This window comes from Aeromonas dhakensis, from assembly GCF_002285935.1.
In the GTDB taxonomy this organism is placed as follows: Bacteria; Pseudomonadota; Gammaproteobacteria; order Enterobacterales; family Aeromonadaceae; genus Aeromonas; species Aeromonas dhakensis.
Genome location: NZ_CP023141.1, coordinates 1,700,106 through 1,725,686, shown reverse-complemented (window position 1 = coordinate 1,725,686; position 25,581 = coordinate 1,700,106). Strand labels below are relative to the sequence as shown.

At 63.3% G+C, this 25,581-nt stretch carries 22 protein-coding genes and 9 tRNA genes; 13 read left to right on the top strand and 18 right to left on the bottom strand.

The window, feature by feature from the left end; translation table 11 throughout:
- Nucleotides 1-99: 99 nt before the first annotated feature.
- The 8 genes from CK627_RS08495 to orn form a co-directional block, all read right to left on the bottom strand.
- Nucleotides 100-175 (bottom strand) — tRNA-Gly (locus CK627_RS08495).
- A 24-nt stretch (nt 176-199) separates the two neighbouring features.
- Nucleotides 200-275: transfer RNA gene (locus tag CK627_RS08490), tRNA-Gly, on the bottom strand.
- Between the two features lie 38 nt (nt 276-313).
- Nucleotides 314-389, bottom strand: a tRNA-Gly gene (locus CK627_RS08485).
- Nucleotides 390-413: 24 nt separating this feature from the next.
- A tRNA-Gly gene (locus tag CK627_RS08480) sits at nt 414-489 on the bottom strand.
- A 24-nt stretch (nt 490-513) separates the two neighbouring features.
- Nucleotides 514-589: transfer RNA gene (locus tag CK627_RS08475), tRNA-Gly, on the bottom strand.
- Between the two features lie 32 nt (nt 590-621).
- Nucleotides 622-697: transfer RNA gene (locus CK627_RS08470), tRNA-Gly, on the bottom strand.
- Nucleotides 698-733: 36 nt separating this feature from the next.
- Nucleotides 734-809 (bottom strand) — tRNA-Gly (locus CK627_RS08465).
- Nucleotides 810-987: 178 nt separating this feature from the next.
- A complete protein-coding gene (orn, locus tag CK627_RS08460; RefSeq protein ID WP_017779425.1) occupies nt 988-1,533 on the bottom strand; it encodes an oligoribonuclease in 546 nt (181 codons plus the stop codon).
- Nucleotides 1,534-1,624: 91 nt separating this feature from the next.
- Here orn and rsgA point away from each other — a divergent pair, with 91 nt between their 5' ends.
- From rsgA to CK627_RS08435, 5 genes are read left to right on the top strand one after another with little or no spacing between them, the layout of a single operon-like run.
- Nucleotides 1,625-2,659 carry a small ribosomal subunit biogenesis GTPase RsgA gene (gene rsgA / locus CK627_RS08455; protein ID WP_041202860.1) on the top strand — a complete coding sequence of 345 codons (1,035 nt, stop codon included), beginning with the start codon at nt 1,625-1,627 and terminating at the stop codon, nt 2,657-2,659.
- A 28-nt stretch (nt 2,660-2,687) separates the two neighbouring features.
- Nucleotides 2,688-3,560 (top strand): archaetidylserine decarboxylase, encoded by an 873-nt coding sequence (gene asd / locus CK627_RS08450; RefSeq protein ID WP_017763974.1) that lies wholly within the window; start codon nt 2,688-2,690, stop codon nt 3,558-3,560.
- Nucleotides 3,557-3,805 (top strand): VF530 family protein, encoded by a 249-nt coding sequence (locus tag CK627_RS08445; protein WP_095592107.1) that lies wholly within the window; start codon nt 3,557-3,559, stop codon nt 3,803-3,805. Before asd ends, CK627_RS08445 begins: the two co-directional genes overlap by 4 nt.
- A gap of 4 nt (nt 3,806-3,809) precedes the next feature.
- The gene (locus CK627_RS08440) at nt 3,810-4,061 is read left to right on the top strand and encodes a DUF2960 domain-containing protein (protein WP_005297812.1); all 252 of its coding nucleotides are present in this window, start codon (nt 3,810-3,812) and stop codon (nt 4,059-4,061) included.
- 2 nt (nt 4,062-4,063) lie between these two features.
- Nucleotides 4,064-4,462, top strand: coding sequence for a hypothetical protein (locus CK627_RS08435; RefSeq protein WP_010633005.1), 399 nt, complete (start codon nt 4,064-4,066; stop codon nt 4,460-4,462).
- 146 nt (nt 4,463-4,608) lie between these two features.
- Here CK627_RS08435 and CK627_RS08430 read toward each other — a convergent pair whose 3' ends face one another.
- Nucleotides 4,609-5,103 (bottom strand): hypothetical protein, encoded by a 495-nt coding sequence (locus CK627_RS08430; protein WP_010633004.1) that lies wholly within the window; start codon nt 5,101-5,103, stop codon nt 4,609-4,611.
- Nucleotides 5,104-5,274: 171 nt separating this feature from the next.
- Here CK627_RS08430 and CK627_RS08425 point away from each other — a divergent pair, with 171 nt between their 5' ends.
- On the top strand, nt 5,275-7,248 hold the full coding sequence (locus CK627_RS08425; RefSeq protein WP_095592106.1) for a putative bifunctional diguanylate cyclase/phosphodiesterase: 1,974 nt from the start codon (nt 5,275-5,277) through the stop codon (nt 7,246-7,248).
- A 68-nt stretch (nt 7,249-7,316) separates the two neighbouring features.
- On the opposite strand, the gene rraB is transcribed toward CK627_RS08425, so the two are convergent.
- Nucleotides 7,317-7,664 carry a ribonuclease E inhibitor RraB gene (gene rraB / locus CK627_RS08420; protein WP_080628938.1) on the bottom strand — a complete coding sequence of 116 codons (348 nt, stop codon included), beginning with the start codon at nt 7,662-7,664 and terminating at the stop codon, nt 7,317-7,319.
- Nucleotides 7,665-8,146: 482 nt separating this feature from the next.
- Here rraB and CK627_RS08415 point away from each other — a divergent pair, with 482 nt between their 5' ends.
- The 3 genes from CK627_RS08415 (at nt 8,147) to CK627_RS08405 (ending at nt 10,699) form a co-directional block, all read left to right on the top strand.
- Complete coding sequence (locus CK627_RS08415) at nt 8,147-10,360, top strand: immune inhibitor A domain-containing protein (protein WP_254425355.1); 2,214 nt, start codon at nt 8,147-8,149, stop codon at nt 10,358-10,360.
- Between the two features lie 183 nt (nt 10,361-10,543).
- Nucleotides 10,544-10,619 (top strand) — tRNA-Phe (locus CK627_RS08410).
- A 4-nt stretch (nt 10,620-10,623) separates the two neighbouring features.
- Nucleotides 10,624-10,699 (top strand) — tRNA-Asn (locus CK627_RS08405).
- Nucleotides 10,700-10,742: 43 nt separating this feature from the next.
- Here CK627_RS08405 and CK627_RS23150 read toward each other — a convergent pair.
- Nucleotides 10,743-10,877 (bottom strand): hypothetical protein, encoded by a 135-nt coding sequence (locus tag CK627_RS23150; protein ID WP_080631843.1) that lies wholly within the window; start codon nt 10,875-10,877, stop codon nt 10,743-10,745.
- A gap of 226 nt (nt 10,878-11,103) precedes the next feature.
- Here CK627_RS23150 and CK627_RS08395 point away from each other — a divergent pair, with 226 nt between their 5' ends.
- Together CK627_RS08395 and CK627_RS08390 are read left to right on the top strand one after the other, a co-directional pair.
- Nucleotides 11,104-12,381 carry an alpha/beta hydrolase gene (locus CK627_RS08395; RefSeq protein ID WP_095592104.1) on the top strand — a complete coding sequence of 426 codons (1,278 nt, stop codon included), beginning with the start codon at nt 11,104-11,106 and terminating at the stop codon, nt 12,379-12,381.
- Between the two features lie 98 nt (nt 12,382-12,479).
- Nucleotides 12,480-16,040: an ATP-binding cassette domain-containing protein gene (locus CK627_RS08390; RefSeq protein ID WP_095592103.1), complete on the top strand. Its 3,561-nt coding sequence runs from the start codon at nt 12,480-12,482 to the stop codon at nt 16,038-16,040.
- Nucleotides 16,041-16,095: 55 nt separating this feature from the next.
- Here CK627_RS08390 and CK627_RS08385 read toward each other — a convergent pair whose 3' ends face one another.
- The 6 genes from CK627_RS08385 to trmB form a co-directional block, all read right to left on the bottom strand.
- Nucleotides 16,096-16,305: a YgdI/YgdR family lipoprotein gene (locus CK627_RS08385; protein WP_010632998.1), complete on the bottom strand. Its 210-nt coding sequence runs from the start codon at nt 16,303-16,305 to the stop codon at nt 16,096-16,098.
- 114 nt (nt 16,306-16,419) lie between these two features.
- Nucleotides 16,420-17,601, bottom strand: a complete 1,182-nt coding sequence (locus CK627_RS08380; protein WP_017763965.1) for a S8 family peptidase — start codon at nt 17,599-17,601, stop codon at nt 16,420-16,422.
- 123 nt (nt 17,602-17,724) lie between these two features.
- Complete coding sequence (locus CK627_RS08375; RefSeq protein ID WP_095592102.1) at nt 17,725-19,017, bottom strand: sulfurtransferase; 1,293 nt, start codon at nt 19,015-19,017, stop codon at nt 17,725-17,727.
- Nucleotides 19,018-19,045: 28 nt separating this feature from the next.
- Entirely contained in the window at nt 19,046-19,966 is a 921-nt protein-coding gene (gene glsB, locus CK627_RS08370; RefSeq protein ID WP_019839442.1) for a glutaminase B, read from the bottom strand.
- A 123-nt stretch (nt 19,967-20,089) separates the two neighbouring features.
- Nucleotides 20,090-20,422 (bottom strand): YggL family protein, encoded by a 333-nt coding sequence (locus CK627_RS08365; RefSeq protein ID WP_005297793.1) that lies wholly within the window; start codon nt 20,420-20,422, stop codon nt 20,090-20,092.
- A gap of 14 nt (nt 20,423-20,436) precedes the next feature.
- Nucleotides 20,437-21,150, bottom strand: a complete 714-nt coding sequence (trmB, locus tag CK627_RS08360) for a tRNA (guanosine(46)-N7)-methyltransferase TrmB (protein ID WP_095592101.1) — start codon at nt 21,148-21,150, stop codon at nt 20,437-20,439.
- 348 nt (nt 21,151-21,498) lie between these two features.
- Here trmB and CK627_RS08355 point away from each other — a divergent pair, with 348 nt between their 5' ends.
- Both CK627_RS08355 and CK627_RS08350 read left to right on the top strand, forming a co-directional pair.
- Entirely contained in the window at nt 21,499-22,566 is a 1,068-nt protein-coding gene (locus CK627_RS08355) for a M28 family metallopeptidase (RefSeq protein WP_095592100.1), read from the top strand.
- A 194-nt stretch (nt 22,567-22,760) separates the two neighbouring features.
- Nucleotides 22,761-23,942, top strand: coding sequence for an aminotransferase-like domain-containing protein (locus CK627_RS08350; RefSeq protein WP_005297787.1), 1,182 nt, complete (start codon nt 22,761-22,763; stop codon nt 23,940-23,942).
- A 66-nt stretch (nt 23,943-24,008) separates the two neighbouring features.
- Here the strand turns inward: CK627_RS08350 and CK627_RS08345 are convergent, their stop codons facing one another.
- The gene (locus CK627_RS08345; RefSeq protein ID WP_095592099.1) at nt 24,009-25,541 is read right to left on the bottom strand and encodes an EAL domain-containing protein; all 1,533 of its coding nucleotides are present in this window, start codon (nt 25,539-25,541) and stop codon (nt 24,009-24,011) included.
- Nucleotides 25,542-25,581: the final 40 nt, after the last annotated feature.

The window sequence follows — 25,581 nt, the reverse complement described above, 5'->3', positions numbered from 1 at the left end:
CAAGCGCGGATCATGCTCTACCAACTGAATGTGGCAGCGATTGTATTGAGCAACTGGATTCGTGAACTTGGGGGAGAGAGATTGAATTTGAAGAGAGATTGGAGCGGGAAACGAGACTCGAACTCGCGACCCCGACCTTGGCAAGGTCGTGCTCTACCAACTGAGCTATTCCCGCAACAGGATGTCATTTGCAAGTGATTGGAGCGGGAAACGAGACTCGAACTCGCGACCCCGACCTTGGCAAGGTCGTGCTCTACCAACTGAGCTATTCCCGCAACGGAATGTCACTTACACATATCTACTAGAAACTGTTTGGAGCGGGAAACGAGACTCGAACTCGCGACCCCGACCTTGGCAAGGTCGTGCTCTACCAACTGAGCTATTCCCGCAACAGAATGTCATCTGCAAGTGATTGGAGCGGGAAACGAGACTCGAACTCGCGACCCCGACCTTGGCAAGGTCGTGCTCTACCAACTGAGCTATTCCCGCATCGGAATATCACTTACAAACTTTTGGAGCGGGAAACGAGACTCGAACTCGCGACCCCGACCTTGGCAAGGTCGTGCTCTACCAACTGAGCTATTCCCGCAACATTAGGTTGTCTTGAGGCTGGCTGATGATTGGAGCGGGAAACGAGACTCGAACTCGCGACCCCGACCTTGGCAAGGTCGTGCTCTACCAACTGAGCTATTCCCGCATCGGGCTGGTTTGCACCAGTGTCATCATCAGATTTTGGAGCGGGAAACGAGACTCGAACTCGCGACCCCGACCTTGGCAAGGTCGTGCTCTACCAACTGAGCTATTCCCGCAACTGCCTTAAAACAGGCCGTACAGCATTTGGTTGCTTGCGCTACTGTACGGGAGCCGAATTATAAGAGCAGTCATTCCAATTGCAAGGGCTTTTTTGTCTGGTTGCGCGCGTTCGCTCAAAAGCTGGTCGAACTGTCGATTTTAGCAACCAGAGCGGGGCAATCCCTTGCCTGGGCGTCAGATCTTGAAGACGTGGCTGCGGTAAAACTGCAGTTCGGCAATGGATTCGCGGATGTCGTCCAGCGCCTGGTGGGTACCGCTCTTCTTGAACTGATCCAGCAGCGCCGGCTGCCAGCGGCGTACCAGCTCCTTGATGGTGCTGACATCGACGTTGCGATAGTGGAAGAAGGCTTCCAGATCAGCCATGTGCTTGACCATGAAGCGGCGATCCTGGCCAATGCTGTTGCCGCACAGCGGGCTGGTGCGCTCCGGGACCCACAGGCGAATGAACTCGAGGGTCTCGGCGACGGCTTTCGCCTCGTCGTGCTGGCTCGCCTTGACCCGGGCCACCAGACCGCTCTTGGTGTGGGTGTTGACGTTCCAGTCGTCCATCTTGGCCAGCTCTTCGTCGCTCTGGTGAATGGCGATGACCGGCCCTTCGGCCAGCACGTTCAGGTCCTTGTCGGTGACGATGGTGGCAATCTCCAGTACCACGTTTTCTTCAGGGTCAAGGCCCGTCATCTCCATGTCGATCCATACCAGGTTCTGCGCGCTGACTGTCATGATTGCTCTCTCTATTGGGAGGAATGGCGGAATTTTGCCAATTTGCATGTATCATACTGGCTTTGAATCTGTTCATAAACTGGCGAATCGAGTGGCAAAGAAAGCAAAACTCAATCTGGGTCAACAAAGGCGCGTCCAGGCCAACCGCGAGCGTCGGCTGCAAAAAGAGCACACCACAGAGGTGGATGACACCCTGTTCGGGCCGGCCATCGAAGGGGTGGTGATCAGCCGTTTTGGTCAGCATGCAGACGTCGAGGCTAGCGATGGCACCATCCACCGCAGCAACCTGCGGCGTAGCAGCATCAGCAGCCTGGTGTGCGGCGACAAGGTGGTGTGGCGTCCCGGCCTCAATGCCGCGACCGCCGGCGTCATCGAAGCGGTGCACCCGCGTCACTCGGTGCTGACCAGGCCGGACTTCTACGACGGGGTCAAACCCATCGCCGCCAACATCGACCAGATCATCATCGTCTCGGCGGTGATGCCCGAGTTCTCCACCAACATCGTCGACCGCTATCTGGTGGCCGCCGAGGATGTGGAGATCCGCCCCCTGATCGTGCTGAACAAGGTCGACATGCTCGATGATGCCGCCCGCGCCCGCATCGAACGCCAGCTCGAAACCTACCGCAAGCTCAATTACGAGGTGCTGCTGGTGAGCTGCGAGAGCGGCGAAGGGCTCGATGAGCTGAAAGCCGCCCTGACCGACAAGATCAGCATCTTCGTCGGCCAGTCCGGGGTCGGCAAGTCGTCGCTCACCAACGCCCTGATGCCGGGGCTGGATGTGCTCACCGGCGAGATCTCCGAAAACTCGGGGCTCGGCCAGCACACCACCACCACGGCGCGGCTCTACCACTTCCCGAGCGGCGGCGATCTCATCGACTCCCCCGGGATCCGCGAGTTCGCCCTCTGGCATCTGGAAGCCGACCGTATCACCTGGTGCTTCGTCGAGTTCCGCGATTATCTGGGCGGTTGCAAGTTCCGCGACTGTACCCACAAAGACGATCCCGGCTGCGCCCTGCGCGCCGCGGTCGAAGCGGGCGCCATCAGCGCCGATCGCTTCCACAACTATCACCGCATCCTGGAAACCATGCAGGAAGCCCGTCACGGTCGCCAACAGGCACGCCTGTGACCCTGTTTAACCTACGTTGATGATGAACATGAGCATTACTGACAACCTGAAAATTGCCGGTCAATACTGTCTGCCCAAACACGCCCTCTCCCGCCTGGTGGGCAAGCTTGCCGCCGCCGAAGCGGGCAACCTCACCACCAGGGTGATCGAGGCCTTTATCAAGCAGTACCAGGTCGACATGAGCGAGGCGCTGCACGAGAGCCCTGCCCACTACAAGAGCTTCAACGAGTTCTTCACCCGCGAACTCAAGCCCGGTATTCGCCCCCTGGTGGAAGACGCCATGACCCTGGCCCTGCCGGTGGATGGCACCGTCAGCCAGCTCGGTCCGATCCAGCAGGGCCGCATCATCCAGGCCAAGGGCCACGACTACAGCGCCCGCGAGCTGCTGGGCGGTTATGAGGATCTGGTGGCGCCGTTCAAGGATGGCGACTTCGCCACCATCTACCTGGCACCCAAGGATTATCACCGCATCCACATGCCGCTGGACGGCGTGCTGGAGAGCATGGTGTTCGTGCCAGGGGATCTCTTCTCCGTCAACCCGCTCACCGCCGAGAACGTGCCCAACCTGTTTGCCCGCAACGAGCGGGTGGTGGCCACCTTCCGCACCCCGCACGGCCCCATGGCGCTGGTGCTGGTCGGTGCCACTATCGTCGCCAGCATCGAGACCATCTGGGCCGGCAACATAGCGCCGACCAAAGAGAAGAAGGTGGTGCGCTGGGACTACACAGGCGACGAGGCCATCACCCTGCAAAAAGGCGCCGAGATGGGGCTGTTCAAGCTGGGCAGTACCGTGGTCTGCCTGTTTGGTCCGGGCATGCTGGCCGGTTTCGAGCCCCATCTGGCCAACGGGGTCACCACCCGCATGGGTCAACCCTTTGCCAAGCTGGCGGAGCAGGCATGAGCAATCAACCCGCTTCCCAGAAGAACAACCCGCTGCACGGGCTGACGCTGGAAGCCATCGTCACCGCCCTGGTCGAACACTACGGCTGGGAAAAACTGGGGCAGGAGATCAATATCCGCTGCTTTACCCAGGATCCCAGCATCAAATCCAGCCTGAAATTCTTGCGAAAAACTCCCTGGGCACGGGAAAAGGTCGAGAGCCTCTATCTGTACGTCCAGCGCAAGCAGGCCAAAGCAAAGGAATAACGCCATGGCGTTCAAGATTACCTACACCTACGGCAAGAAAACCAAAGAGATCGGCTACGCCAACGACAAGTTCAACAGCATCTACGATGCCATTGCCGCTGCCGAGGGGATCAACCTGACCAGCTTCCACGCCATGGAGGAGCAGCTGGCCCAGGTATGCCGGCGCGACAAGAAGAGCGTGAAAGATTACCGGGAGAACTACTTCAAGGAGCTGGGCTTCTCCAACATCGTCATCGAGCGGGATGCCAAAGAGTAACCATGCGTACCTTGACCCTGATGGCCGCCTCCCTGCTGCTGGCGGCCTGCAGTACCCCGGAACAACACCTGGTCGGCAATGATCAGGATGTCCACGGCTGCCGTGCCAGCGCCGGCTATCAGTGGTCAGCCCTGACCAGGCAGTGTGTGCGGCTGTTCGAGCAGGGCATCAGGCTCAATCCGACCGATGCCGGCCAGACCGGCAGCGCCTTCGTGCTGTTCAACGCCGATCAGAGCCAGGCCGAGCTGACCCTGCCGAGCGGCGAGCAACACCTGCTCACCCGCCAAGGCGCAGAAGGCAACTGGTCGTGGCAAGGCAGCGGCTACACCCTCTTCCCTTGGAAGGGGTATGTGCTCAAAGCCGGCGAGCAGACGCTGTTTCACGGCGACGTCGCCCGCTAAGTCACCCGACTCTATCCAGCCCCCGGCTCTGCCGGGGGTTGTTTTTTTGCGGCTATCAACAGCGGCCCGCATCTCCCCTTCCACCAGGCCGGAAACAAAAAACCCCGTTGCAGGCAACGGGGTTTTTGCTGGCACTCGGCGCAACCTTAGTTGGCGAGGGTGGAGAACAGGCTCTGTTCCAGGCTGCCGCGAGAGACGCACACCGGGGTGATGGAAGGAGCCGGTACCCGCTCGCCGGAGGACTCGACGAAGTAGAGCTGGGTGTTGCCCTTGACGTTGACGGTGGCCACGCTGTTGTTGCCGCTCTGGGTGATGATCAGGTTGATCTGCAGGTTGGGGTTGCCCAGTGCGACCTTGGAGCCCATGGTACCGCAATCCAGCCACTCCAGACCGTCGGCCGAATTCTCGACGTTGGCGGTCATCAGGCCGGAGCCACGCTGGCTGTTTTCGATGTTAAGGCCATGATCGCCAAACCACTTCTCGGCGCGGGCCCACACCAGATCCACCGGGATCTGCATCTCCTGGGTGTTGTTGGTCGCCTTGGCTACCGGCGGGGTATAGCGGTACTGCTCGCCGCCATTGTTGTCGCTGGCACAACCGGCCATCAACAGGGCCAGTGCTACTCCCACTATCTTTTTCATGCTGCTTCTCTCATCCATATAATCCGGCCCTCGGCCGACCGGCGGCTATTATGGCGGCAGCGACACAGACTGTCAGCAGGGATCGGCAGAAATGAGTCAGCCTTAACCCAAGCTTTACAAAACCAGCCTGCTATCATAGATTTGCTCGAAATTTCCCCCGTGAGTGTCTGTGTGAACTCCTTGCTCACCCTGCCCCTGCTGCAGCAGATCATCGACCAGCTACCCATGAATATCTTCTGCCGGGATACGGATGGGCGCTACCTGTTTGCCAACCGTGCCTTCACGGAGCAGGCGGGGCTGCCGCTGCCGGCGGATCTCGTCGGCAAGACGGACGCCGACATGCCCTGGGGCGACATCTTTCGGGAAGAGGATCTGCGCCTGCTGGCGGAGGGCAAACCCCTGCTCTATCAGCAGTTGCACTGCAGCAACGGCGACGCCACCAGCTGGATGGAGATCCACAAGATCCCGCTCTACGACGAGCAGGGCAAGCCGGTGGCCCTGTTTGGCATGGTCAACGAGATAGATCAACGCAAGGAGCTGGAGCAGACCTTTCGCCAGCAACAGCTGCTGCAACGCCGCCTGCTGGACGCCATCCCGGATCCGATCCGGCTGGAAGACCACCAGGGGCTGCTGATCGACTGCAACCAAGCCTTTCTCGACTTCATGGGGATGGCAGCCAGCGAGGCCCTCGGCCAGCGGGTGGCCCACCGCCTCTCCACCGAACTGCCGATGGGACGGGGTGAATACTGCCTGGTGGATGCCAACGGCCAGGGCCGCCATCTGGAGGTGACCCGGGTCGAGGTGCCGGACGACGAGGGCAACTCCCTCGGCATCCTCACCCTGAGCCGCGACATCACCGGCCTGCGCACCACCCAGGCCCAGTTGCAGCAGGAGCAGCACTACGACAGCCTGACCGGCCTGCTCAAGCTCTCCCACTTTCTGCAGACCAGCCGTCACCTCGGCGCCCGCAAGGCGAACCTGGTGCTGGTCGACCTGCAACACTTTCGCGAGATCAACGATCGCTTCGGCATCCGGGTCGCCGACCGCCTGCTCAGCCAGGTGGCCCGTCGCCTGCAGCAGCTGGCCCCGCCCCAGTCGCTGGTGTGCCGGGTGGCCGCCGACGATTTCGCCATGCTGCTGCCCGAACTGAACGAGCCGCTGGCCAACTGGAGCAGCCGTCTGCAGGGGGCGTTGATGGTCCCCTATCAGGTGGAAGAGCACAGGATCCAGATCCCGGTGTTCCTCGGCATCGCCCACGGTAAGGCCAACGACGCCGAACGGCTGCTGAGCCACGCCGAGGCCGCCCTGGCCCAGGGCAAGCGTCAGCAGCAGCACTGCACCCTGTTCGACCCCGAACTCGATGCCAAGCTCAAGCGTCGCCAGCTCATCGCGGCCCAGTTGCCGCTTGCCATCAAGTCCGGCCAGCTGACCGCCGTCTACCAGCCCATTATCAGCACCCGCACCAGCCAGCTGCACGGGGCCGAGCTGCTCTGCCGCTGGCCCCATCCCGAGCTAGGCATGATCTCGCCTGACGAGTTCATCCCGCTGGCGGAAGAGCTGGGGCTCATCGGCCTGCTCGGCTGCCACATGCTGGAGCAGGGCTGCGCCCAGCTGGCCCGCTGGCAGGCCGATGCACCGGATCTGGTGCTCTCCATCAACCTGTCGCCGCTGCAATTTCGCGATCCCGAGCTCTGCCCGCAGATCTTCGCCTGCATCGAGCGTCACGGCCTCGCCCCCTGGCAGCTGGAGCTGGAGATCACCGAAGGGGTGCTGATGGAGAACGCCGACGAGATAGAGAGCAACCTGGCCTGCCTGATCGAGGCGGGCTTTCAGCTCGCCATCGACGACTTCGGCACCGGCTACTGCAGTCTGGCCTATCTGCCACGGCTGCAGGTAGCGACCCTCAAGCTCGACAAAAGCTTCACGCAGGAGCTGGTCACCAACCAGGCCACCACCGCCATCGTGCGCTCCGTCATCGGGCTGGGCCACGAGCTCGGCATCAAGATCACCGCCGAAGGGGTGGAGACGCAAGAGCAGCAGGCGTGGCTGGTACAGGCCGGCTGCGACCGGTTGCAGGGCTACCTGTTCAGCCGCCCGCTGCCCCCCGCCGAGTTTGCCCGCTGCTACCAGTTGCCACAGGCGTGATGCTCACAACAACAAGGCCACCCGAGGGTGGCCTTGTTGTTTTTGCAAAGCGTGCGTGAGCTGGCGCCTTACTCCTGGAAGTAGGTGCCCCAGCCGTCGTAGTCCACGCCGTATTTTTCGAGGATGGGCAGCATGGTGGCGATGTCCGCCACTATGGTCTCGATGTCCAGCTTGCACTCGACGGTGGCGTCGAAGCAGAAGATGGTGGCGCCGTCATCCAGCTCCATCTCTTCGGCATCGGTCACTTCGAAACCGGCCTTGAACAGGTCGACCGCCGCCTTCTCCAGCAGATCGAAATCCTGGCAGGCAAAGTGGTGCTCAATCTCGTACTCCAGATCCGGGTTGCTGCCATCGGCCAGCAACTCGTTGACGATGGCGGTGGTCTCTTCGCGCCACTCTTGCATATCAAGACTCATATTAACCCCAGATGCGACTGTGTTGTGATCAAATGCCAGCGCGGACGGTGCCATCTCGGCCATCTGCCGCCCCGCAGGCCCGGTTGCGGCAAAGCATACTCGCACAGCCCATCCGGCTCAATGCGGCAGACCAAGATAAGCCGTCGTCGGCAGCCACCCCAAATGGGGTGCCATCACAAAAGGTTAATAAAGGGTAATCTGCCGCCAAAACAGGATTGCTCCATATGGAGCTTTGCACGGATGTGTCAAAACCACGCGACAGCGCCAGCAAGCCGTTTGAAATCAGCAGGATCCACCAGCAGCGCGACGGTGACAAGGCCATCCACGGAGTGTATCAAGGGACGCGGGCAATCCATCGCCCGTACGGAAAGAGGAGCCAGTGAGGCTCCCTTTTTATCATGTGAAGGAGCACATAGATAATGCCTAAAAAAACAATAATGAGCCTGCTTGTCGGCTCAACCCTTATGATTGGAAACCACGCCATGGCCGCCCCGGTCCACGGTCCGTTCGATGCCCCCCTGGCCGATGAGGTGAAGGTGCTGGAGATGCTCAAGAAGAGCGGCCGCATCCCGACCCTGGCCTCCCCCGAGCAGGAGCAGGCGGCCCTCGCCAGCTACTATCGCGAGAAGTCGCGGGCCTATCAGGGCAACAGCGGTACCCTGGCGGTGAAAGAGGGCAAGGTGCGCGAGACCATCCTCAAGAAGATCCGCCTCAACGGCACCGCCCGTCCTGGCGATCGGGTGCCTACCCTGCTGCTCAAGTCCATCGAGCGGGAGCACTACCAGGGCAAGATGCGCAAGGACAAGATCCTCGCCATCCTGGTGGACTTCCCCGACTACCCGAAGAACAGCATCCGCCCCGAGCTCACCAAGATGTACTACCCGAATTACACCCCGGAGCACTACAACGACCTGCTGTTCTCGTCCAAGGGCTATGCCGGCCCGAACGGCGAGCAGTTCATCTCCATGCGCCAGTTCTACGAGCAGCAGTCCGGCAAGAGCTACAGCGTGCGCGGCCAGGTGGCGGGCTGGTATACCGCCAGCAAGAACGCCGCCTACTACGGTGCCAACGCCACCCCGAACACCATCCGGGAGCTGGTGAAAGAAGCGCTGATCCAGGTGGCGGGCGACCCCTCCATCGATCTGTCCGAGTTTGACCAGGAGGATCGCTACGATCTCAACGGCAACGGCAACCGGGACGAGCCGGACGGCCTCATCGACCACCTGATGATCTTCCACTCCAGCGTCGGCGAGGAGGCCGGTGGCGGCGATCTCGGCGAAGACGCCATCTGGGCGCACCGCTGGAACCTGGGTGCCCCCTACCCCATCCCGGGCACCAGCAGTCCGAGCCAGAACTTCGGTGGCAAGTTTGCCGCCTACGACTACACCATCCAGCCCATCGATGCGGCGGCCGGGGTCTGTGCCCACGAATATGGCCACGATCTGGGGCTGCCGGACGAGTACGACACCAAGTACACCGGCAAGGGCGAACCGGTGGCGACCTGGTCCATCATGTCCTCAGGCTCCTGGGCCGGGGTCATCGGCGGCACCGAGCCGACCGGGTTCTCCGCCTGGGCCAAGGAGTTCCTGCAGGCCTCCCTCGGCGGCAACTGGCTGCACGGCAGCAATGTGCAGCTCGCCGATCTCAGCCCGCGCGGCAACGTCTACATGCTGGATCAGGCCAACGACAAGGGGCGCAACGACGACGTGGTGCGCATCAACCTGCCGGCCAAGCAGATCCCGCTCAACCCGCCCTACGCCGGCCAGTACGAGTATCACGGCGGCAAGGGCAACAACCTCGACAACCGCATGAGCCTCAAGCTGGATCTGAGCGGCAAACAGAGCGCCAGCCTCAACTTCAAGGCCTGGTATCAGATTGAAGAGGGGTACGACTACGCCAGGGTGCTGGTCAACGGCCAGCCCATCGCGGGCAACCTGACCACCAGTGACGATCCCAACGGGGTCGGCTTCGGGATCGGCATCACCGGCAACTCCAACGGCTGGACCGATGCCGAGTTCGACCTCACCCCCTGGGCTGGTCAGCAGGTCACTCTGACCCTGCAATACCTGAGCGACGGCGGCGTGGCCGAGAACGGGCTGTTCGTGGACGAGCTGCAGATCCTCGCCGATGGCGACACCCTGCTGAGCGACGGTGCCGAGGGCAACACCCCCTTCACCCTCGCCGGCTTCGTGAAGAGCGACGGCAACGAGGCCAAGGATCACTACTACCTGGCCGAGTGGCGCAACCATGCGGGAGTGGACAAGGGGCTGGCCCACATCAACGTGGCCGACCAGCTGATGCGCTACGAGCCGGGTATGCTGCTCTGGTACGTGGACAACAGCCAGGTCAACAACTGGGTGGGTGTCCACCCGGGTGAGGGCTTCCTCGGGGTGGTGGATGCGGATCAGCGCACCCTCAAGTGGAGCGACGGCGCCGTAGCCGGTACCCGCTACCAGATCCACGACGCCACCTTCAGCCTGGGCTTCCAGCAGCCGCTCAACCTCAAGCACCCGAGCGGCTCCCTGCTGCGCGACTTCTGGATCACCCCGAACCGGGTGTTCAAGGATTCCCGCAGCTACCAGAGCAAGGAGATCCCGGATGCCGGTCGCCTGCTGCCCGAGTACGGGCTCAAGATCAGCGTCACCGGTCAGGCCCGTGACATGAGTACCGGGCGGATCATCGTCAGCCGCCACTGAGCGCGACAGCCATGACAAGGGGCCCCAGGGCCCCTTTTTTCATCTGCCGACCCGCCACCTGAGATGAAAACAGGCCAAACCGCCCAACAAACACCCTGATTGCTCACTTGTCGAGCGAACGATACGACTATCTGCGCCATGCGGTTGACACATCCGTTCAGAAAGGGTTTAATGCGCGCCGTTGCCCAGATAGCTCAGTCGGTAGAGCAGGGGATTGAAAATCCCCGTGTCGGCGGTTCGATTCCGTCTCTGGGCACCAAAATTCCTCCTTAGTTCAGTCGGTAGAACGGCGGACTGTTAATCCGTATGTCACTGGTTCAAGTCCAGTAGGAGGAGCCAAATTTGAAAAGCCCGCTCATCGAGCGGGCTTTTTTCATTTCGGTCAGCTGCCGTTGCAGGTTGCCAGCAGCAGGGTCGCGCCGCAGGTGGCACTGAACAGCAACAAGCCGGTCTGCAGCATCCCCTCCGGGTTCACCCGTTTCTCTTTTTTGCGCAATCGTCTCCACCCAGGCTTCATCGCGCCCACCTCATCCTGTTACGACCCCTGCCCCGTCGGCAGGCGAGCCATCTTTGTGCAGCCGGCCCGCCACCGTCAACTCCCTTGCCGACAATAAATTCATCACCCTGTGGCCCCCCGTTTTCACTTGACGACAATGTTAACAATTTGGAAAACCGGCGTGACCCGCCCCTGCGCCAGGGCTATGATGAGGCCGACGATTTTCCTACCCTCAGGGAGACCCCAGATGAGCAGCCCGTTGCGTTACGTGCTGGACGGCATCCATTGCGAGCCCCGCTTCTTCACCGTGCCCCTCGACCACCAGCGACCGGATGAGGAGGAGACCCTCACCCTGTTCGGCCGCACCCTCTGCCGCCAGGACAAGCTGCATGACGATCTGCCCTGGCTGCTGTTCCTGCAGGGCGGGCCCGGCTTTGGCGCCCCGCGCCCGACCGCCGCCAGCGGCTGGATCAAACGGGCTCTGCAGGAGTTTCGGGTGCTGCTGCTCGATCAGCGCGGCACCGGTCACTCCAGCCCCATCAGCGCCGAGGCGCTGGCCCAGCTCACTGGCCGTCAGCAGGCGGAGTACCTCGGCCATTTTCGCGCCGACAGCATAGTGCGCGACGCCGAGTACGTTCGCGAAGTGCTGAGCCCAGGTCGCCTCTGGAGCCTACTCGGCCAGAGCTTCGGCGGCTTTTGCAGCCTCACCTACCTCTCCCTGTTCCCAGGCAGCCTGCACGAGGTCTACCTCACCGGCGGGGTGGCCCCCATCGGTCGCAGCGCAGACGAGGTCTACCGCGCCACCTACCAGCGGGTGGCCGACAAGAACCGCGCCTTCTTCGCCCGCTTCCCCCATGCCCAGGCCATCGCCAACCGGCTGGCCAACCACCTGCACAGTCACGAGGTGCGCCTGCCCAACGGCCAGCGCCTGACGGTGGAGCAGTTGCAGCAGCAGGGGCTGGATCTGGGTGCCAGCGGCGCCTTCGAGGAGCTCTACTACCTGCTGGAGGACGCCTTCATCGGCGAGCGGCTCAACCCCGCCTTCCTCTATCAGCTGCAGGCGATGCAGCCGTTCAACACCAACCCGGTGTTCGCCATCCTGCACGAGTCCATCTATTGCGAAGGGAGCGCCAGCAACTGGGCGGCCGAGCGGGTCAGGGGCGAGTTCCCGGCCCTGGCCTGGGCACCGGGCAAGGATTTCGCCTTCACCGGCGAGATGATCTTCCCCTGGATGTTCGAGCAGTTCCGCGAGCTCATCCCGCTGAAGGAGGCCGCCCATCTGCTGGCCCAGAAGGCGGATTGGGGCCCCCTCTACGACCCGGCGCAGCTGGCCCGCAACACCGTGCCGGTGGCCTGCGCCGTCTATGCCGAGGACATGTACGTGGAGTTCGACTACAGCCGCGACACCCTCAAGGGGCTTGGCAACAGCCGCGCCTGGATCACCAACGAGTACGAGCACAACGGCCTGCGGGTCGATGGTGAGCAGATCCTGGACCGACTCATCCGCATGAATCGGGATCGCTGATCCCGCCGGGCTCGCGCCCGCAGCAAGACGACAATATCGAGGGCGGCCCATGAGCCGCCCCGCCCCCTGGAAGCAGCACAAAATAATAAGGACACCCATTGGATCATCCGGAAATATCGGCCGGCTGGCTGAGCCGCCTCTTCTATCACTGGACCGGCCCGTTGCAACGCAAGGGGCTTACCGAGCCCCAGGTCAACCTCGACGATCTCTATCCCCTGTTGCCGGAAGACAGGCGCGATGGCCGCGCCGACGCCTTCCTCGCGCTCACCGCCGCCCAGCCGGTGCGCCCCTGGCCCATCACCGCCTTTATCTGGCGCCAGTATCGCGGCCGCATCGGCCTGCTCACCCTGCTGCAGCTGCTTGGCATGCTGGCCACCCTGGCCAGCCCCTGGCTGCTCAACCACAGTATGACCCAGCTTGGCACCGGCGCTGACACCGGCCACAAGCTGTTGCTGGCCCTGGCCCTGTTCGCCTCCGTGCTCGCCTCCGGCATGCTGGCGGAGCACTCGCTGCAGCTGGCGCTCAAGATGCACGTGCCCATCCGCCGCCTGTTGGCCGAGTCCCTGCTCGCCAAGGTGATGAAGCTGGGCGGCAAGAGCTTCGACGACCGGGCCGGTGGCCGGGTGCAGAACCTCATCAACCGGGACGTGTGGGACATCACCTGGATTCTTGCGGACCCCGCCATGCCGCTCACCATGCTGCTGCAACTGCTCGGCACCATCGCCCTGCTGGTGTGGCAGGTGGGCAGCGCCGGCCTGGTCGGCTTCGCCGTGCTCACCCTGCTGCTGCTCATCTCTACCCGGGTGGTGCGACGCATGAATCAGCAGGAGCAGCAGCTCAAGCGTCAGCAGGACGAGCGCAACGGCATCCTGGCGGAGTACATCAAGAAGCTGCGGCTGGTGCGCCAGAACGGGCTCGGTGCCTTCTTCACCCGGGCCGCCGGCCACAAGCGCCAGCAGGAGCTGGGGGTGCTGGGGCGGGTGCTCAGGCTCGATGCCATCAACGAGAGCCTGATGTTGAGCACCCCGCTGCTGGTGACCCTGGCCACCTTCACCACCTATCTGGTGTCGGGCAGAGAACTCACCCTGCCCCAGGTGTTCACCACCATCGCCCTGTTCACCGTGCTGCGCATCCCCATGATGCGGCTGCCCTACCTCATCCGCACCCTGATCAACTTCAACACCGGCTTCAACCGGCTGTGCGAGTTTCTCAACGGCCCCGAGCAACACAGGGATCTCACCGACCCCAGCTTGCCGGTGGGCGGCCTGCGGCTCGACAACGTCACCGCCTTGCACCAGCAAAAAACCGTGCTGCAGGGAGCCAGCCTGTTTATCCAGCCGGGGGAACTGGTGGGGATCACCGGCGCCACCGGGGCGGGCAAGAGCTGCCTGCTGCACCTGGTCGCCGGCTTTGACGACGGCTTCGAGGGCAGCATCCGCCGCCACGGCCGGGTCGCCCATCTGGGCCACAAGCCCTGGCTGATGAACGACACCATCCGCAACAACATCCTGTTTGGCCAGCCCTGGCACGCCGAGCGCTATCGCTGGGTGCTGGGGGCCTGTGCGCTGGGCGCCGACCTCGAACTGCTCAGCCACGGCGATCAGACCCTGGTGGGCGAGCTCGGCACCCGCCTCTCCGGCGGCCAGCAGCAGCGAGTCGCCTTGGCCCGCGCCCTCTACGCCCGGGCCGACATCCTGCTGCTGGACAACCCCCTCTCGGCGCTCGACCCCATCGTCTCGGCCCAGGTGCTGGAGCGGGGGCTCGCCTTCAAGCCGGGGCCGACCCGGCTCCTTGTCAGCCACGACCCGGACGTGCTGGCTCACTGCGATCGGGTGATCCGCATCGAGCAGGGCGAACTGGTGGAGCTCGATGCCCACCAGCTGGCGGATCTTATCCAGCATCCCCAGCCCGTCCCGCCGGTGCCGCCCCAGGAGGCGGAGCAGTTCAATGAAGAGAAGGTGGTGGAGGGCAAGGTGGACTGGGGGCTGTTCGGTTTCATGTGGCAGCGCCTGGCCGCCCCCGGCGCCATCCTGCTCGCCCTGCTGCTCACCCTGGGTCAGGAGGGGCTGCGCATCGCCTCGGATCTCTGGCTCGGCGGCAAGGCCGGGGTGACCGAGGTGAGCGAGCTGCTCGGCATCTATGTGCTGCTTGGAGCGGGCTCCCTCACCTGCATCATGGTGGTGCGGGTCATCAACTACAAACTCGGCCTCAAGCTGGCCTGGACCCTGTTTGACGGCATGCTGGGGCGCATCAGCCGCGCCCCCATGGCCTTCTTCGACAAGGTGCCGCAGGGGCGCATCCTCAACCGCTTCGACCGGGATCTGGGGGAAGCCCAGGAGATCCTGCTGTCGATGCTGATGGGGCTGTTCGGCATGCTGGTGTCGGTGGCGCTGCAGGTGGTGGTGATCGGCGTCAACATGCCGCTGTTGTTGCTCATCGCCCCCCTGGTGGGCTGGGCCCTCTACGTGCTGCAGCGCCGCTACCGGGCGGTGCAGCTCAAGCTGCGGCGGCAGGCGTCGGTGCTGCGCTCGCCGCTCTACATCAGCATCAGCGAGACCATCCGTGGCGCCCCCGCCCTGCGCCTGGCCGGGGCCGAGCGCTTCGCGCTGGATCAGGTGCTGCTGCACTATGACAACAACCTGCGCAGCTGGTACACCACCACCTCCATCAACCGCTGGCTTGGCATGCACCAGACTCTGCTCTCCGCCGCCCTGGTGGGCGCCGTGGCGCTGATGGTGGCCTTTGGCAACAGCTCGCTGCTGGGGGCCGTGGCCATCACCTATGCCTTTACCGCTTCCGCCATGCTCAACTCCCTCATCCGCACCTTCGCCGAGGTGGAGCAGGTGATGAACGCGGTGGAACGGGTGCGTGAATACAGCGAAATAGAGAGCGAGCGCCAGGAGGGGGAGGCCCTCGCCACCGCTCACCCCAAGGTGCGCTTCGACAACCTGGGGCTGCGCTACCCCCAGGCCAGCCAGTGGGCGCTGCACAAGGTCAACTTCGAGCTGGCCCCCGGCGAGAAGGTGGGCGTGTGCGGCCGTACCGGCGCCGGCAAGAGCTCGCTGCTGGGGGTGCTGCAGGCCATGTATCCCGCCACCCAGGGGGAGATCTACTACGGCGAGCAGCCGCTCTCCCGGCTGGCGCCGGAAGCGGTGCGCGATCTCTACGACACCGTCTCCCAGATCCCGCTCACCTTCTTCGGTACCCTGCGGGCCAACCTGGCGCCCCTGACCGAGCATGACGACGCGGCACTGGAGCAGGCACTGGCCCGGGTGGGGCTGGCCGAGCGCTGCGCCGGCCGGCTGGACGAGGAGCTCGACAAACTGCAGCTCTCCGCTGGCGAGACCCAGTTGCTGGTGATCGCCCGCATCCTGCTGTCGCGCCGCCCGCTCATCGTGCTGGACGAGGCCACCTCGGACCTCGACCACGGCGGCATGCGCAAGATGGCGGAGCTGCTCTATCGCTACCGGCCGGAGGCCAGCTACCTGGTGATCGCTCACCATCTGGAGCCGCTGCTGTCGGTGGACAAGGTGGTGGTGATGGAGGCCGGCACCGTGGTAGAGCAGGGCTCGCCGGTCAGCCTGCTGGCCAACTCCCACTCCCGTTTCCATCAGCTGTTCGTGGGTCAGGTGAACCGCCAGGTGCCCCAGACGGCCTGAGCACCAAAAATGACAAGGGCTGCCCGCGGGCAGCCCTTGTTGCTTGAGCAGAGCCTCAACGCTCCATGATCTGGGTGACGTCATCCTTCTTGATCATCACCTCCCGCCCCTCGGTGTCGTAGTAGCGGTACATGCCGGTACTCTCATCCAGCTTGGGTTTGCTGTCGGTGGTGATCATCTTGCCATCCTTGGTGCTCATGATGTATTGCGAGCTGCACCCCGCCAGCGCCAGGGCACACACCAGGATCATCATCAGTTGCTTCATCGCCTGTTTCGCCTCCCGCTTCACCCTCACCACGAGGGTGGTGACTGAAGCCTAGCTCAACCAGATGAGCCCGTTTGCCGCCCTTGCCGCAACGGGATCAACATCAAGAATCAGCTACTTTCGCCCACCCGGTTTGCTACTGCCACCGCCTCCGGTACCGGACCCGCAGCCAAGCGCCAGCTTGTCTGCCGCCGCCTTCGCCTGTACCAGGCCGTAGCCGAAGCTGTTGTCGCGCCCCAGAGCCCCCAGATCCTGGGCGCTGCTGCGCAGGGTCTGGCGCAGTTGATCGTTGCTGCACTCCAGTCGCTGCGACCAGACCAGCGCCGCCACCCCGACCACGTGTGGCGTCGCCATCGAGGTGCCGCTGTAGTAGGCGTACCCGGTCGGCACTGTGGAGAGCACAGAGACACCGGGGGCGGCCAGCTCCACCTGATCGTTGCGCTGGGAGAAATAGGCCAGCTGCTTGTTGGCATCGATGGCGGCCACGCTCACCACGCTGCTGTAGGAGGCGGGATAGGACTTGCTGGTGTTGCCCGCATTGCCCGCCGCCGCCACGCTCAGCACGTTCTGGCTGTAGGCCTGGTTGAAGGCTCTCTCTTCGGTCTTGCTGGGTACGCTGCCCCCCAGGCTCATGTTGATGACCATGCGGGTGAAGCCGCGGCTGCTCATCCCCTGCTTGCAGGCATTGAGCGCCCCCACCAGGTTGGAGGAGTAGGCCCAGCCGTTGGCCCCGAACACCTTGACGATCTGCAGCGGCACACTCTGGTTTGGCAACACCCCGAGCACGCCCAGATCATTGCCCCCCACGGCGGCTATGGTGCCCGCCACATGGGTGCCATGGCTGTTCTCGTCGCTGTCCCAGTTGCCGGTACCGGCATCGTCATAACCCTGCACCTGGGGGCCGTGGGGCAAGTCCGGGTGGCCGCCGCTGTAGCCAGAATCTATGATGCACACCAGCACCTCGCCGGCGGCGGCATCGCTCAGTTGCGGCGCCTGCACCATGGGAATGCCGTAGGGCAGGGTCTCGGCGCTGACATAACGCTTGGCATCCGGCTCAACCCAGAGCACGTTGGGATTGTGCGCCAGCGCCGTGGCCGCCGCCGATGGCAACCAGAGTGCCAGGGCATTTTGCTCCTTCAGCGCCAGGGCCAGCTCGCCGCCCATCCCTCGGCTCTGGGCCAGTACGGCCGCCTCCGCCCCCGGCTTGAGCTGCACCAGATAACGCGACCGCTCGGCGGCCATCGCCCCCTGTCCCAGCACGCCCGCGACCAGCAGGCCTATCCATATCCGTTTCATCAGTCACTCCTCACGTCGATCTGATATCCCTTCGCAAAAAGTGTAGTGTCCCCTCGCCCGAGCTACGAATGCGGCAACAAAAAGGCCGGACATGGGTCCGGCCTGTTTTGTCATCGTCGTCGATTACTTGGCGGGCTTGCGATCGCCAGTCACGATGGGGTTCTTGGGATCGGCGCTCCACTCGTACCAGCCGCCGTCGTAGACGCTGATCCGCTTCCAGTCCATCAGCCAGGCGTAGAAGAACGCCTCTGAGGCGCGCCAGCCGGTCCCGCAGTAGAAGGCGGCCTGCTGAGTCGGCTCTATGTTCCACTCGTCCCACATGGCGAGGATCTCGCGGGCCGGCTTCATGGTGCCGTCCGGGTTGTGGAAGTCGCTCATGCTGTTGGCATCCACCCCGCCACGACCCCACTTGGCGCCCGGAATGTCGCCCTTCGGCTTGATGTAGCTGTAGCCGGAGGTGTTGCCTACGAACTCGTCCCAGGTGCGCACGCTGACCAGAGCGCCGTCGGGCTGCTTGAGCAGCGCCTTGGCCTGACTCAGGGTGGTGTAGTACTCGGGATGAGCCGGGATGGCGACGCCAAACTCCTTGGCCGGCTTGAAGGTGTTGGCCAGCCCGGTCTCGGTGCGCAGGTGCTGCACGAACCAGGCATCCAGGCCGCCGTCCAGCAGTCGCACGTCCTCGACGCCCGCATACATCATCAGGTGGGCCGCACGGGCCGCCGCCATGGTGTTGCGACCGTAGAGGATGACGGTGGTGTCGTGACGGATGCCGTTCTCCAGCAGCAGCTTCTTGAGCGCCTCGTCAGAGACCTTGTTCCACAGCGGCTCCTCTTCCAGCCGGTTGGTGTCGATGTAGCCGGCCCCCGGTATGTGGCTCAGCAGATAGGCCTTGGGTGAACCCCACGCCACCTCGAACAGCTTCCAGTCGCCCTTGGGCGCAGCCACCACCGGCTTGCCCTCCTGCAGGTCGGCCAACCAGCGCGGATGGACCAGCTGCTGCCAGCGGGCCAGATGCTCGCGCGGCGCACTTTTCCAGCCCTGCAGCTCGAACAGCTGCTTGATACCCTGCTGGCGCAGCAGGCGGGCCACTTCGGCCACCTCGCGCGGCGCGCCGTAGAGCGCCACCGGCCGGTCGGCCTGCAGCCCCTTGGTCGCCAGCGCGGCCGGCCACTCGGCATCGCTGTATTTCCAGTCGGCGGAGAGGTTCTCGGCACCGGCCACGTGGCCGCCCTGCTGCTCGCCCTCCATCGGCCAACCCTGGTAGAAGTAGCTGGCGCGGGTATCCAGAATGACCGCCGCCTTGGCCTTGGCGTCAGCCAGCGAGAGCGGTGGCAGCTCGGCTGCCAGGGTCGGCAGGGCATGCCAGAGCAACAAGGTCGCCAGGGTGGCCCGTAACAAGCTCATTATTCGTTTCATGGTGATCTCTCGATTCAGAGTGACAAGATTAAAAAATGGAACGGCCCAGACGCTCGGCCAGCAGTTCCAGCGCCGCCGTGCCCGCCAGCGAATTGCCCGCCTTGTTGAGCTCGGGCGACCAGACACAGACGCACAACTCCCCCGGGATGAGGGCGATGATGCCGCCACCGACCCCCGACTTGCCCGGCATGCCGACCCGATAGGCGAAATCCCCCGCCTCGTCATAGAGGCCGCAGGTGGCGAGCAGGGCGTTGACCTGCTTGGTGGTGCGGGCCGGCAGCAGCGGGGAGCTTTCTCCAAGCGGCACGCCGCGGTTGGCCAGATAGATGAAAGCCCGCGCCAGATCGACGCAACTCATGCGGATGGCACAGGCATTGAAGTAGCTCTGCAGCACCTTGTCCACTTCGTTCTCGAAGTTGCCATAGGCCTTCATCAGATAGGCGATGGCTGCATTGCGGGCAGAGTGCTGATATTCGGAGCGGGCCACTACCTGATCCGCCATGATGGCGGGGTTGCCCGAGAGGCGGCGGACCAGCTCCAGGGTGCGCTGACGCGGGGCGGTGAGGCGGGTCTCCAGCAGATCGCTCACCACCAGGGCACCGGCGTTGATGAAGGGGTTGCGGGGAATGCCCTGTTCGAACTCGAGCTGCACCAGGGAGTTGAAGGGCTGACCTGAGGGCTCCTTGCCGACCCGGGCCCAGATCTCCTCTTCCTGATAGAGGGTGAGCGCCAGGGTCAGGCTCAAGGCCTTGGAGATACTCTGGATGGAGAAGGGTTCAAGGGCGTCACCTGCGGTGAACAGCTCCCCTTCGACGGTACAGACGGCGATCCCGAGCCGATCGGCCGGCACCTGGGCCAGTGCGGGAATATAGTCGGCCACCTTGCCCTGTCCGAGCAGCGGGCGCACCTCATCCAGGATGCTGGCCAGTAATTCGGATGACAACACCATAAGCGATTCCATAACTAACGTGGAGATCCCATCACCACCGACAAAAATCCCGCCAGCGGCGGGACTTGTCTATCTGCTGTCGCAGGCTGTCGAACCGGGGCGCCTGCCACAGCCGGCCTGATATCAGGCGGGTTCGCCGTACCAGAGGTCGAACAGCTCGGAAACCACCACGGCTTCCATCCCCTTGCCTTCCAGCCAGGTTTTGACGGCGGCGCGGTCTTCTTCGCTGCACTTGCCCAGCTGCTGGGTGCAGATCATCCCTTCCCAAGCCAGGTGGCCAGAACCGGCGAAGGCCAGTTTGCGGGGTTCGATCACTTCATCGATCATCGCATCGACTACGGCATCGATGGTCTCTTCGGCAGTGCCGACCGGGAAGTTGAAACTGATGTCGAAGCCCATTTCCTGGAATTCATCGACGCGCAGTTTCTTGCGCAGGCGGCGGCTACGATTGGCCATGATAGCTCCTTCAGTTAGTTGACACGTTTGAAAATCAGATCCCACACCCCGTGACCGAGACGATGGCCACGTTGTTCGAATTTGGTCAGCGGACGCCAGTCCGGACGCGCCACCCAGTTACCGGTGGCGGAGGTGTTTTCGTACCCCTCAGCGGCGCTCATCACTTCCAGCATGTGCTCGGCGTAGTTCTCCCAGTCGGTGGCCATGTGGAACACGCCACCGATGGCCAGCTTCTGGCGAATGTCCTGGGCAAAGGCCGGCTGGACGATGCGGCGCTTGTGGTGGCGGCTCTTGTGCCAGGGGTCCGGGAAGAACAGCTGCAGGCAGGCGAGCGAGCCGTTCGGGATCATGTGCTCCAGCACCTCGACCGCGTCGTGGCAGATCACCTTCAGATTGGTAACCCCCGCCTCCTGGGCAGTGCCCAGGCAAGCACCGACACCCGGCGAGTGCACTTCGATGCCGACGAAGTTCTTCTCGGGGGCATTCTTGGCCATCTCCACCAGGGAGGCCCCCATGCCAAAACCGATCTCCAGCACCACCGGGGCCTCGCGGCCAAACAGGGCAACCAGATCGAGCGGCTCCGGTGCGAAATCGATGCCCATGACCGGCCACAGCTCCTCCAGAGCCTTCTCCTGCCCTTTGGTCAGGCGGCCTTCGCGACGGACAAAGCTGCGGATCTTGCGCATGAACTTGCCGTCTTCGTTAAATACATCTTGGGTCACAGGCATAATCAAATTGCTCGTTTATTGCATCGGTCTGGGTCACAGACGACATAAATGGATTGCTAGCTATCTCGTCGTGCTGGTCACAGACGACCGAGATGAATTGCTCGTTGTTTCATCGCTCCACCTCGCCGATGAACGCGAAATTGCTCGTCATTTCATCGCTTGGCGAAACAGGGTAGCGAATTATCCCAAGATAGGCCCAAGGCGCAAGTGTTTCACGCAACAAATCCCCCGACACAGACCAATTCCGCCACCGCGATTGACAAATGCCACCCCGTTCACAGAATCTGCCGGGGCTCGGGCGCATCCTGACCTGCGCAAATAAAACCATACACAACAAAGGATTGCAGTATGAAACACACAGCATTGGCGTTTGCCATCACAGCCCTGCTGGCCGGGTGCAACACCTCCAGCAACGATTCACAGGCCCCCTCCGCCGCCGAGCAGGCCTATGAGTACCTGGTGCAGCTGAGCTCCACCGCCGAGGGGATCGGCGCCAGACCCACCGGCAGCGAGGCCGAGACCCGTGCCGCCGCCTGGATCCAGGACCATCTGGCCGGCTGGGGCTACGAGGTGCAACGCCAGCCCTTCACCTACACCCAGAGCGGAACCAGCAAGGCCTCCCAGAACCTGGTCGCCGAGCTCAAGGGCAAGAGCGACAAGGTGATCCTGATCGGTGCCCACTATGACAGCACAGGCGACAAGCAGGGCTCCGAGGGAGCCACCGACAACGGTGCCGGGGTCGCTGCCCTCTTGGCGGTCGCCGAAGCGCTCAAGGGGCAGACCCTGCCCTACACGGTACGCTTCGCCTTCTTTGGTGCCGAGGAGAACGGCCTCAACGGCTCCAAGGCCTATGCCGCCAGCCTCGACAGCGCCGCAGTTGCCAAGCTGCTGGCCATGGTGAACTACGACACCATCGCCGGGGGCGACCTTGTCTACGTTCACTCGGCCCATTCCAACGTGGCCAAGTACAAGTGTGCCGACCCGAGCCGCTACAGCTTCGATCCCAAGGTACGGGATCGCCTGCTGACCATCTCCAAACAGACCGCCACCCCGTTTGCCATTCATCCCAGCTATGATGGCTACCCTGAGGGGGAGACCGGCGGCTGGTCCGATCATGCGCCGTTCGCCTGCCTCGGAGTGCCCATCGCCTACGTGGAGGCCACCAACTTCACCATCAACGGGGAAGATGGCTATGACGGCTACTCCCAGACCACCAATCCGGCGCTGTGGGACTGCTACGACGAGGCCACCAAGAGCGCCTGCGATCGGGGCAGCGAAACCCAGTGGGGCAAGATCTGGCATACCCAGTATGACCGCCTCGACAAGATGGCCGAGCTGTTCCCGGGCCGGGTGCAGCAGCAACTCGGTGCCAACACCGAGCTGATGCTCCGCTTCCTCAGGGAGCCGGGTCTGTAACCCTGCCATCTCGCCGCTGAACCGGGGCTTTTACGCCTCGCGGCCTTCCCCGGCCGATAAAATTCGGGCAGGTGCCAAACCTGCCCTTTTTTATCGATTTTTGTTACAGCCATTGCCTCATTTTTTAAATCTGATACAAACGGATAACTTGGCGGTCGAATGGAGCGACCGCTCACCACGCCAGAGAGAATCCTATGCAGCCCTTTTTTGCCCAGCGCTTCGAGAAGGTAGAACCTTCCTTCATCCGCGAGATCCTCAAAGTTGCCGCCAATCCGGAGATCATCTCCTTCGCCGGCGGCCTGCCCAATCCGCACCTGTTCCCGGTCAAGGCCATCGAGCAGGCCTGCCAGGACGTGCTGCGCGAGCAGGGCGCCGCGGCCCTGCAGTATGCGGCCACCGAGGGCTTCGCCCCGCTGCGCCAGTACATCGCCGACCGCTATCTGGCCCGCCACGGCATGCAGGTCAATCCGGACAACATCCTCATCACCAGCGGCTCCCAGCAGGCGCTGGATCTGCTGGGCAAGGTGCTGATCGACGAGGGACAAGACCTCATCATCGAGGAGCCGGGCTATCTTGGCGCCATCCAGGCCTTCTCCGTCTATCAACCTGCCTTCAAGCCCATCACCCTCGGTGAAGAAGGGCTGGATCTGGCGGCGCTGGATGCGCTGCTGGCGAGCGGCTCCAACGCCAAGCTGCTGTACGGCGTGCCCAACTTCCAGAACCCGAGCGGCGTCTCCTACAGCCGCGCCAATCGCGAGGCGCTGGCCGAGCGGCTGGTACGCCACGAGCTGCTGATGGTGGAAGACGACCCCTACGGCGAGCTGCGCTTCGAGGGCGAGCACCTGCCCCCCATCGCCAAGCTGGCGCCGAACAATACCGTGCTGCTCGGCTCCTTCTCCAAAACCGTCGTTCCGGCCTTCCGCCTCGGCTGGATGCTGGTGCCGGACTGGCTGCGCAAGAAGGTTACCATCGCCAAGCAGGCGACCGACCTGCACAGCAACGCCTTCAGCCAGCAAGTGCTGCACCGCTTCCTGATCGACAACTCGCTGGACGCCCACCTAGAGAAGATCAAGGAGGTCTATGGCCGCCAGCGCGCCGCCATGGAGGCCGCCCTGGCCCGTCACTGCCCGCCCGGCGTCAGCTATACCCGGCCGGAAGGGGGCATGTTCCTCTGGCTGACCCTGCCCGCCAGCGTCAGCGCCATGGCGCTGTTTGACGAGGCGATCAAGGAGAAGGTGGCCTTCGTACCGGGCGCCCCTTTCTATGTGCGCCCCGAGATCCAGAACACCCTGCGCCTGAGCTTCTCCTGCGTGGATGAAGCCACCATAGAGGAGGGGGTCAAGCGTCTGTGCCGCGCCCTCGCCCGCATGCTCTGACAGGCCTCGGGATGAAAAAAAACCAGCGACCAAGGTCGCTGGTTTTTTTATGGGTGGCGGGCTGGCTCAGGCCTTCGTCAGCAGGGCGGCAAACTCCTTCATCGGCATCGGCCGGCCAAAGAAATAACCCTGCAGGAAGGTCACCTGACGCGCCCGCAGATAGGCGGCCTGCACCTCGTTCTCCACCCCTTCGGCCACCAGTTGCAGACCGAGCCGGGTCGCCAGATCGATGACGTTCTCGACGATATGGCTGGAGAGGGCATCCGAGCCGATCATGCCGACGAAGCTCTGATCAATCTTGAGAAAGTCCACCTGGAACTGCTGCAGGTAGGTGAGGCTGGAGTGGCCGGTGCCGAAGTCGTCGATAGCGATGAAGACGCCCAGCTGATGCAGCTCGGCAAACAGCCGGTCGGTCGTCTCGTCCGCCACGATCAGCTCCCGCTCGGTCAGCTCCAGCACCAGCTTGACGGGGTTCTCCCGAAACGCATTGATGAACTGGCGACAATCCTCCACCAGGCTCAGATCCTTGCAGTGACTGGCGCTGATGTTGAAGCCGAAGTGGAACCCTCTGGGCAGGCTGTGCACTCGGCCTGCGAACTGTTCGCGCACCTGCTCCATCAGCAGGCGGGTCATGGGCACGATGAGGCCGCTGTCTTCGGCCAGCGGGATGAAGCGATCCGGCGAGATGAGGCCCTGACGCGGATGCTGCCAGCGCATCAGCACCTCGCAGCCGCTCCAGTGGGCGTCGTCACCGGTCACCACCGGCTGCAGGTAGGGGATGAACTCCCGCTGATCCAGCGCTCGTCGCAGCTCCTGGGAGGGTGAGGTCGAGCGGCCGGTCAGCCAGTAGACCAGACAGCCCACCACCAGCCCCAGCAGGGGATAGATGATGAGGCTGGCGCGGGAGTAGGTCCAAATATGGCTGCCGTACTCGCCATAGGAGAGCTCGGTGACGACCCGAAACGGGTACTTGCCGGAGACCTGCTCCAGCGAGCCCAGCACCACGGGCGGCACCTCGTCATGGATCTGGCCGTTGGCCAGCATGCTCTGCGCCCCGATCACCAGGGTCAGCGGCGAGTTGCGGCTGAGCATGTCGAGGATGTTGTGCAGATAGTAACCGTCGACTCCGACCAGCACGCTGTACTCCCCCACCGGCTGGCGATAGACCACCAGAGGCCGATCCGGGGTCACCGGGTTGCCCCGCATCAGATCCAGCTGGCCGTTGGCGTAGTCGGCCAGCTTGAAGGGACCATGATAGGAGCCATAAAGCGAGGTGCAGTAAACCACTTCCCCCCTGGCCAGGTTGACGGTGCGCACGTCCGGTATGGTGGCCACCTGATCCCGCAGCCCCTGCACCACCTCCTCGCAGGGGCGCCCGACGCTGCCTTCTACCATGGCGGCCGCCTGGTGAGCATGATCCAGGGTGCGCTCCAGCATGTTGCGAGCATGGAGCAGGCGCTCTTCGGCATCCTGTTTCATGCCGGCAAAGGTCTGCCAGGAGACGATCAACACGCCGAGCAGCAGGGGCAGCAGGCCGGTCAGCAGTGCCGCCCCCAGCCGGGTATAAAACTGGCGCAACCTCAAACGACGAAACGGCATAATCCCCTCGCTGCAACGGTGAAAAGGCGGACGAGTCTAC

What these genes read in the sequence shown, in the direction of transcription:
- orn (WP_017779425.1), bottom strand. Translation starts at nt 1,533, where the DNA reads ATGACAGTCAGCGCGCAGAACCTGGTATGGATCGACATGGAGATGACG.
- asd (WP_017763974.1), top strand. Translation starts at nt 2,688, where the DNA reads ATGAGCATTACTGACAACCTGAAAATTGCCGGTCAATACTGTCTGCCC.
- CK627_RS08445 (WP_095592107.1), top strand. Translation starts at nt 3,557, where the DNA reads ATGAGCAATCAACCCGCTTCCCAGAAGAACAACCCGCTGCACGGGCTG.
- CK627_RS08440 (WP_005297812.1), top strand. Translation starts at nt 3,810, where the DNA reads ATGGCGTTCAAGATTACCTACACCTACGGCAAGAAAACCAAAGAGATC.
- CK627_RS08435 (WP_010633005.1), top strand. Translation starts at nt 4,064, where the DNA reads ATGCGTACCTTGACCCTGATGGCCGCCTCCCTGCTGCTGGCGGCCTGC.
- CK627_RS08430 (WP_010633004.1), bottom strand. Translation starts at nt 5,103, where the DNA reads ATGAAAAAGATAGTGGGAGTAGCACTGGCCCTGTTGATGGCCGGTTGT.
- rraB (WP_080628938.1), bottom strand. Translation starts at nt 7,664, where the DNA reads ATGAGTCTTGATATGCAAGAGTGGCGCGAAGAGACCACCGCCATCGTC.
- CK627_RS08415 (WP_254425355.1), top strand. Translation starts at nt 8,147, where the DNA reads ATGGCCGCCCCGGTCCACGGTCCGTTCGATGCCCCCCTGGCCGATGAG.
- CK627_RS23150 (WP_080631843.1), bottom strand. Translation starts at nt 10,877, where the DNA reads ATGAAGCCTGGGTGGAGACGATTGCGCAAAAAAGAGAAACGGGTGAAC.
- CK627_RS08395 (WP_095592104.1), top strand. Translation starts at nt 11,104, where the DNA reads ATGAGCAGCCCGTTGCGTTACGTGCTGGACGGCATCCATTGCGAGCCC.
- CK627_RS08385 (WP_010632998.1), bottom strand. Translation starts at nt 16,305, where the DNA reads ATGAAGCAACTGATGATGATCCTGGTGTGTGCCCTGGCGCTGGCGGGG.
- CK627_RS08380 (WP_017763965.1), bottom strand. Translation starts at nt 17,601, where the DNA reads ATGAAACGGATATGGATAGGCCTGCTGGTCGCGGGCGTGCTGGGACAG.
- CK627_RS08375 (WP_095592102.1), bottom strand. Translation starts at nt 19,017, where the DNA reads ATGAAACGAATAATGAGCTTGTTACGGGCCACCCTGGCGACCTTGTTG.
- glsB (WP_019839442.1), bottom strand. Translation starts at nt 19,966, where the DNA reads ATGGTGTTGTCATCCGAATTACTGGCCAGCATCCTGGATGAGGTGCGC.
- CK627_RS08365 (WP_005297793.1), bottom strand. Translation starts at nt 20,422, where the DNA reads ATGGCCAATCGTAGCCGCCGCCTGCGCAAGAAACTGCGCGTCGATGAA.
- trmB (WP_095592101.1), bottom strand. Translation starts at nt 21,150, where the DNA reads ATGCCTGTGACCCAAGATGTATTTAACGAAGACGGCAAGTTCATGCGC.
- CK627_RS08355 (WP_095592100.1), top strand. Translation starts at nt 21,499, where the DNA reads ATGAAACACACAGCATTGGCGTTTGCCATCACAGCCCTGCTGGCCGGG.
- CK627_RS08350 (WP_005297787.1), top strand. Translation starts at nt 22,761, where the DNA reads ATGCAGCCCTTTTTTGCCCAGCGCTTCGAGAAGGTAGAACCTTCCTTC.
- CK627_RS08345 (WP_095592099.1), bottom strand. Translation starts at nt 25,541, where the DNA reads ATGCCGTTTCGTCGTTTGAGGTTGCGCCAGTTTTATACCCGGCTGGGG.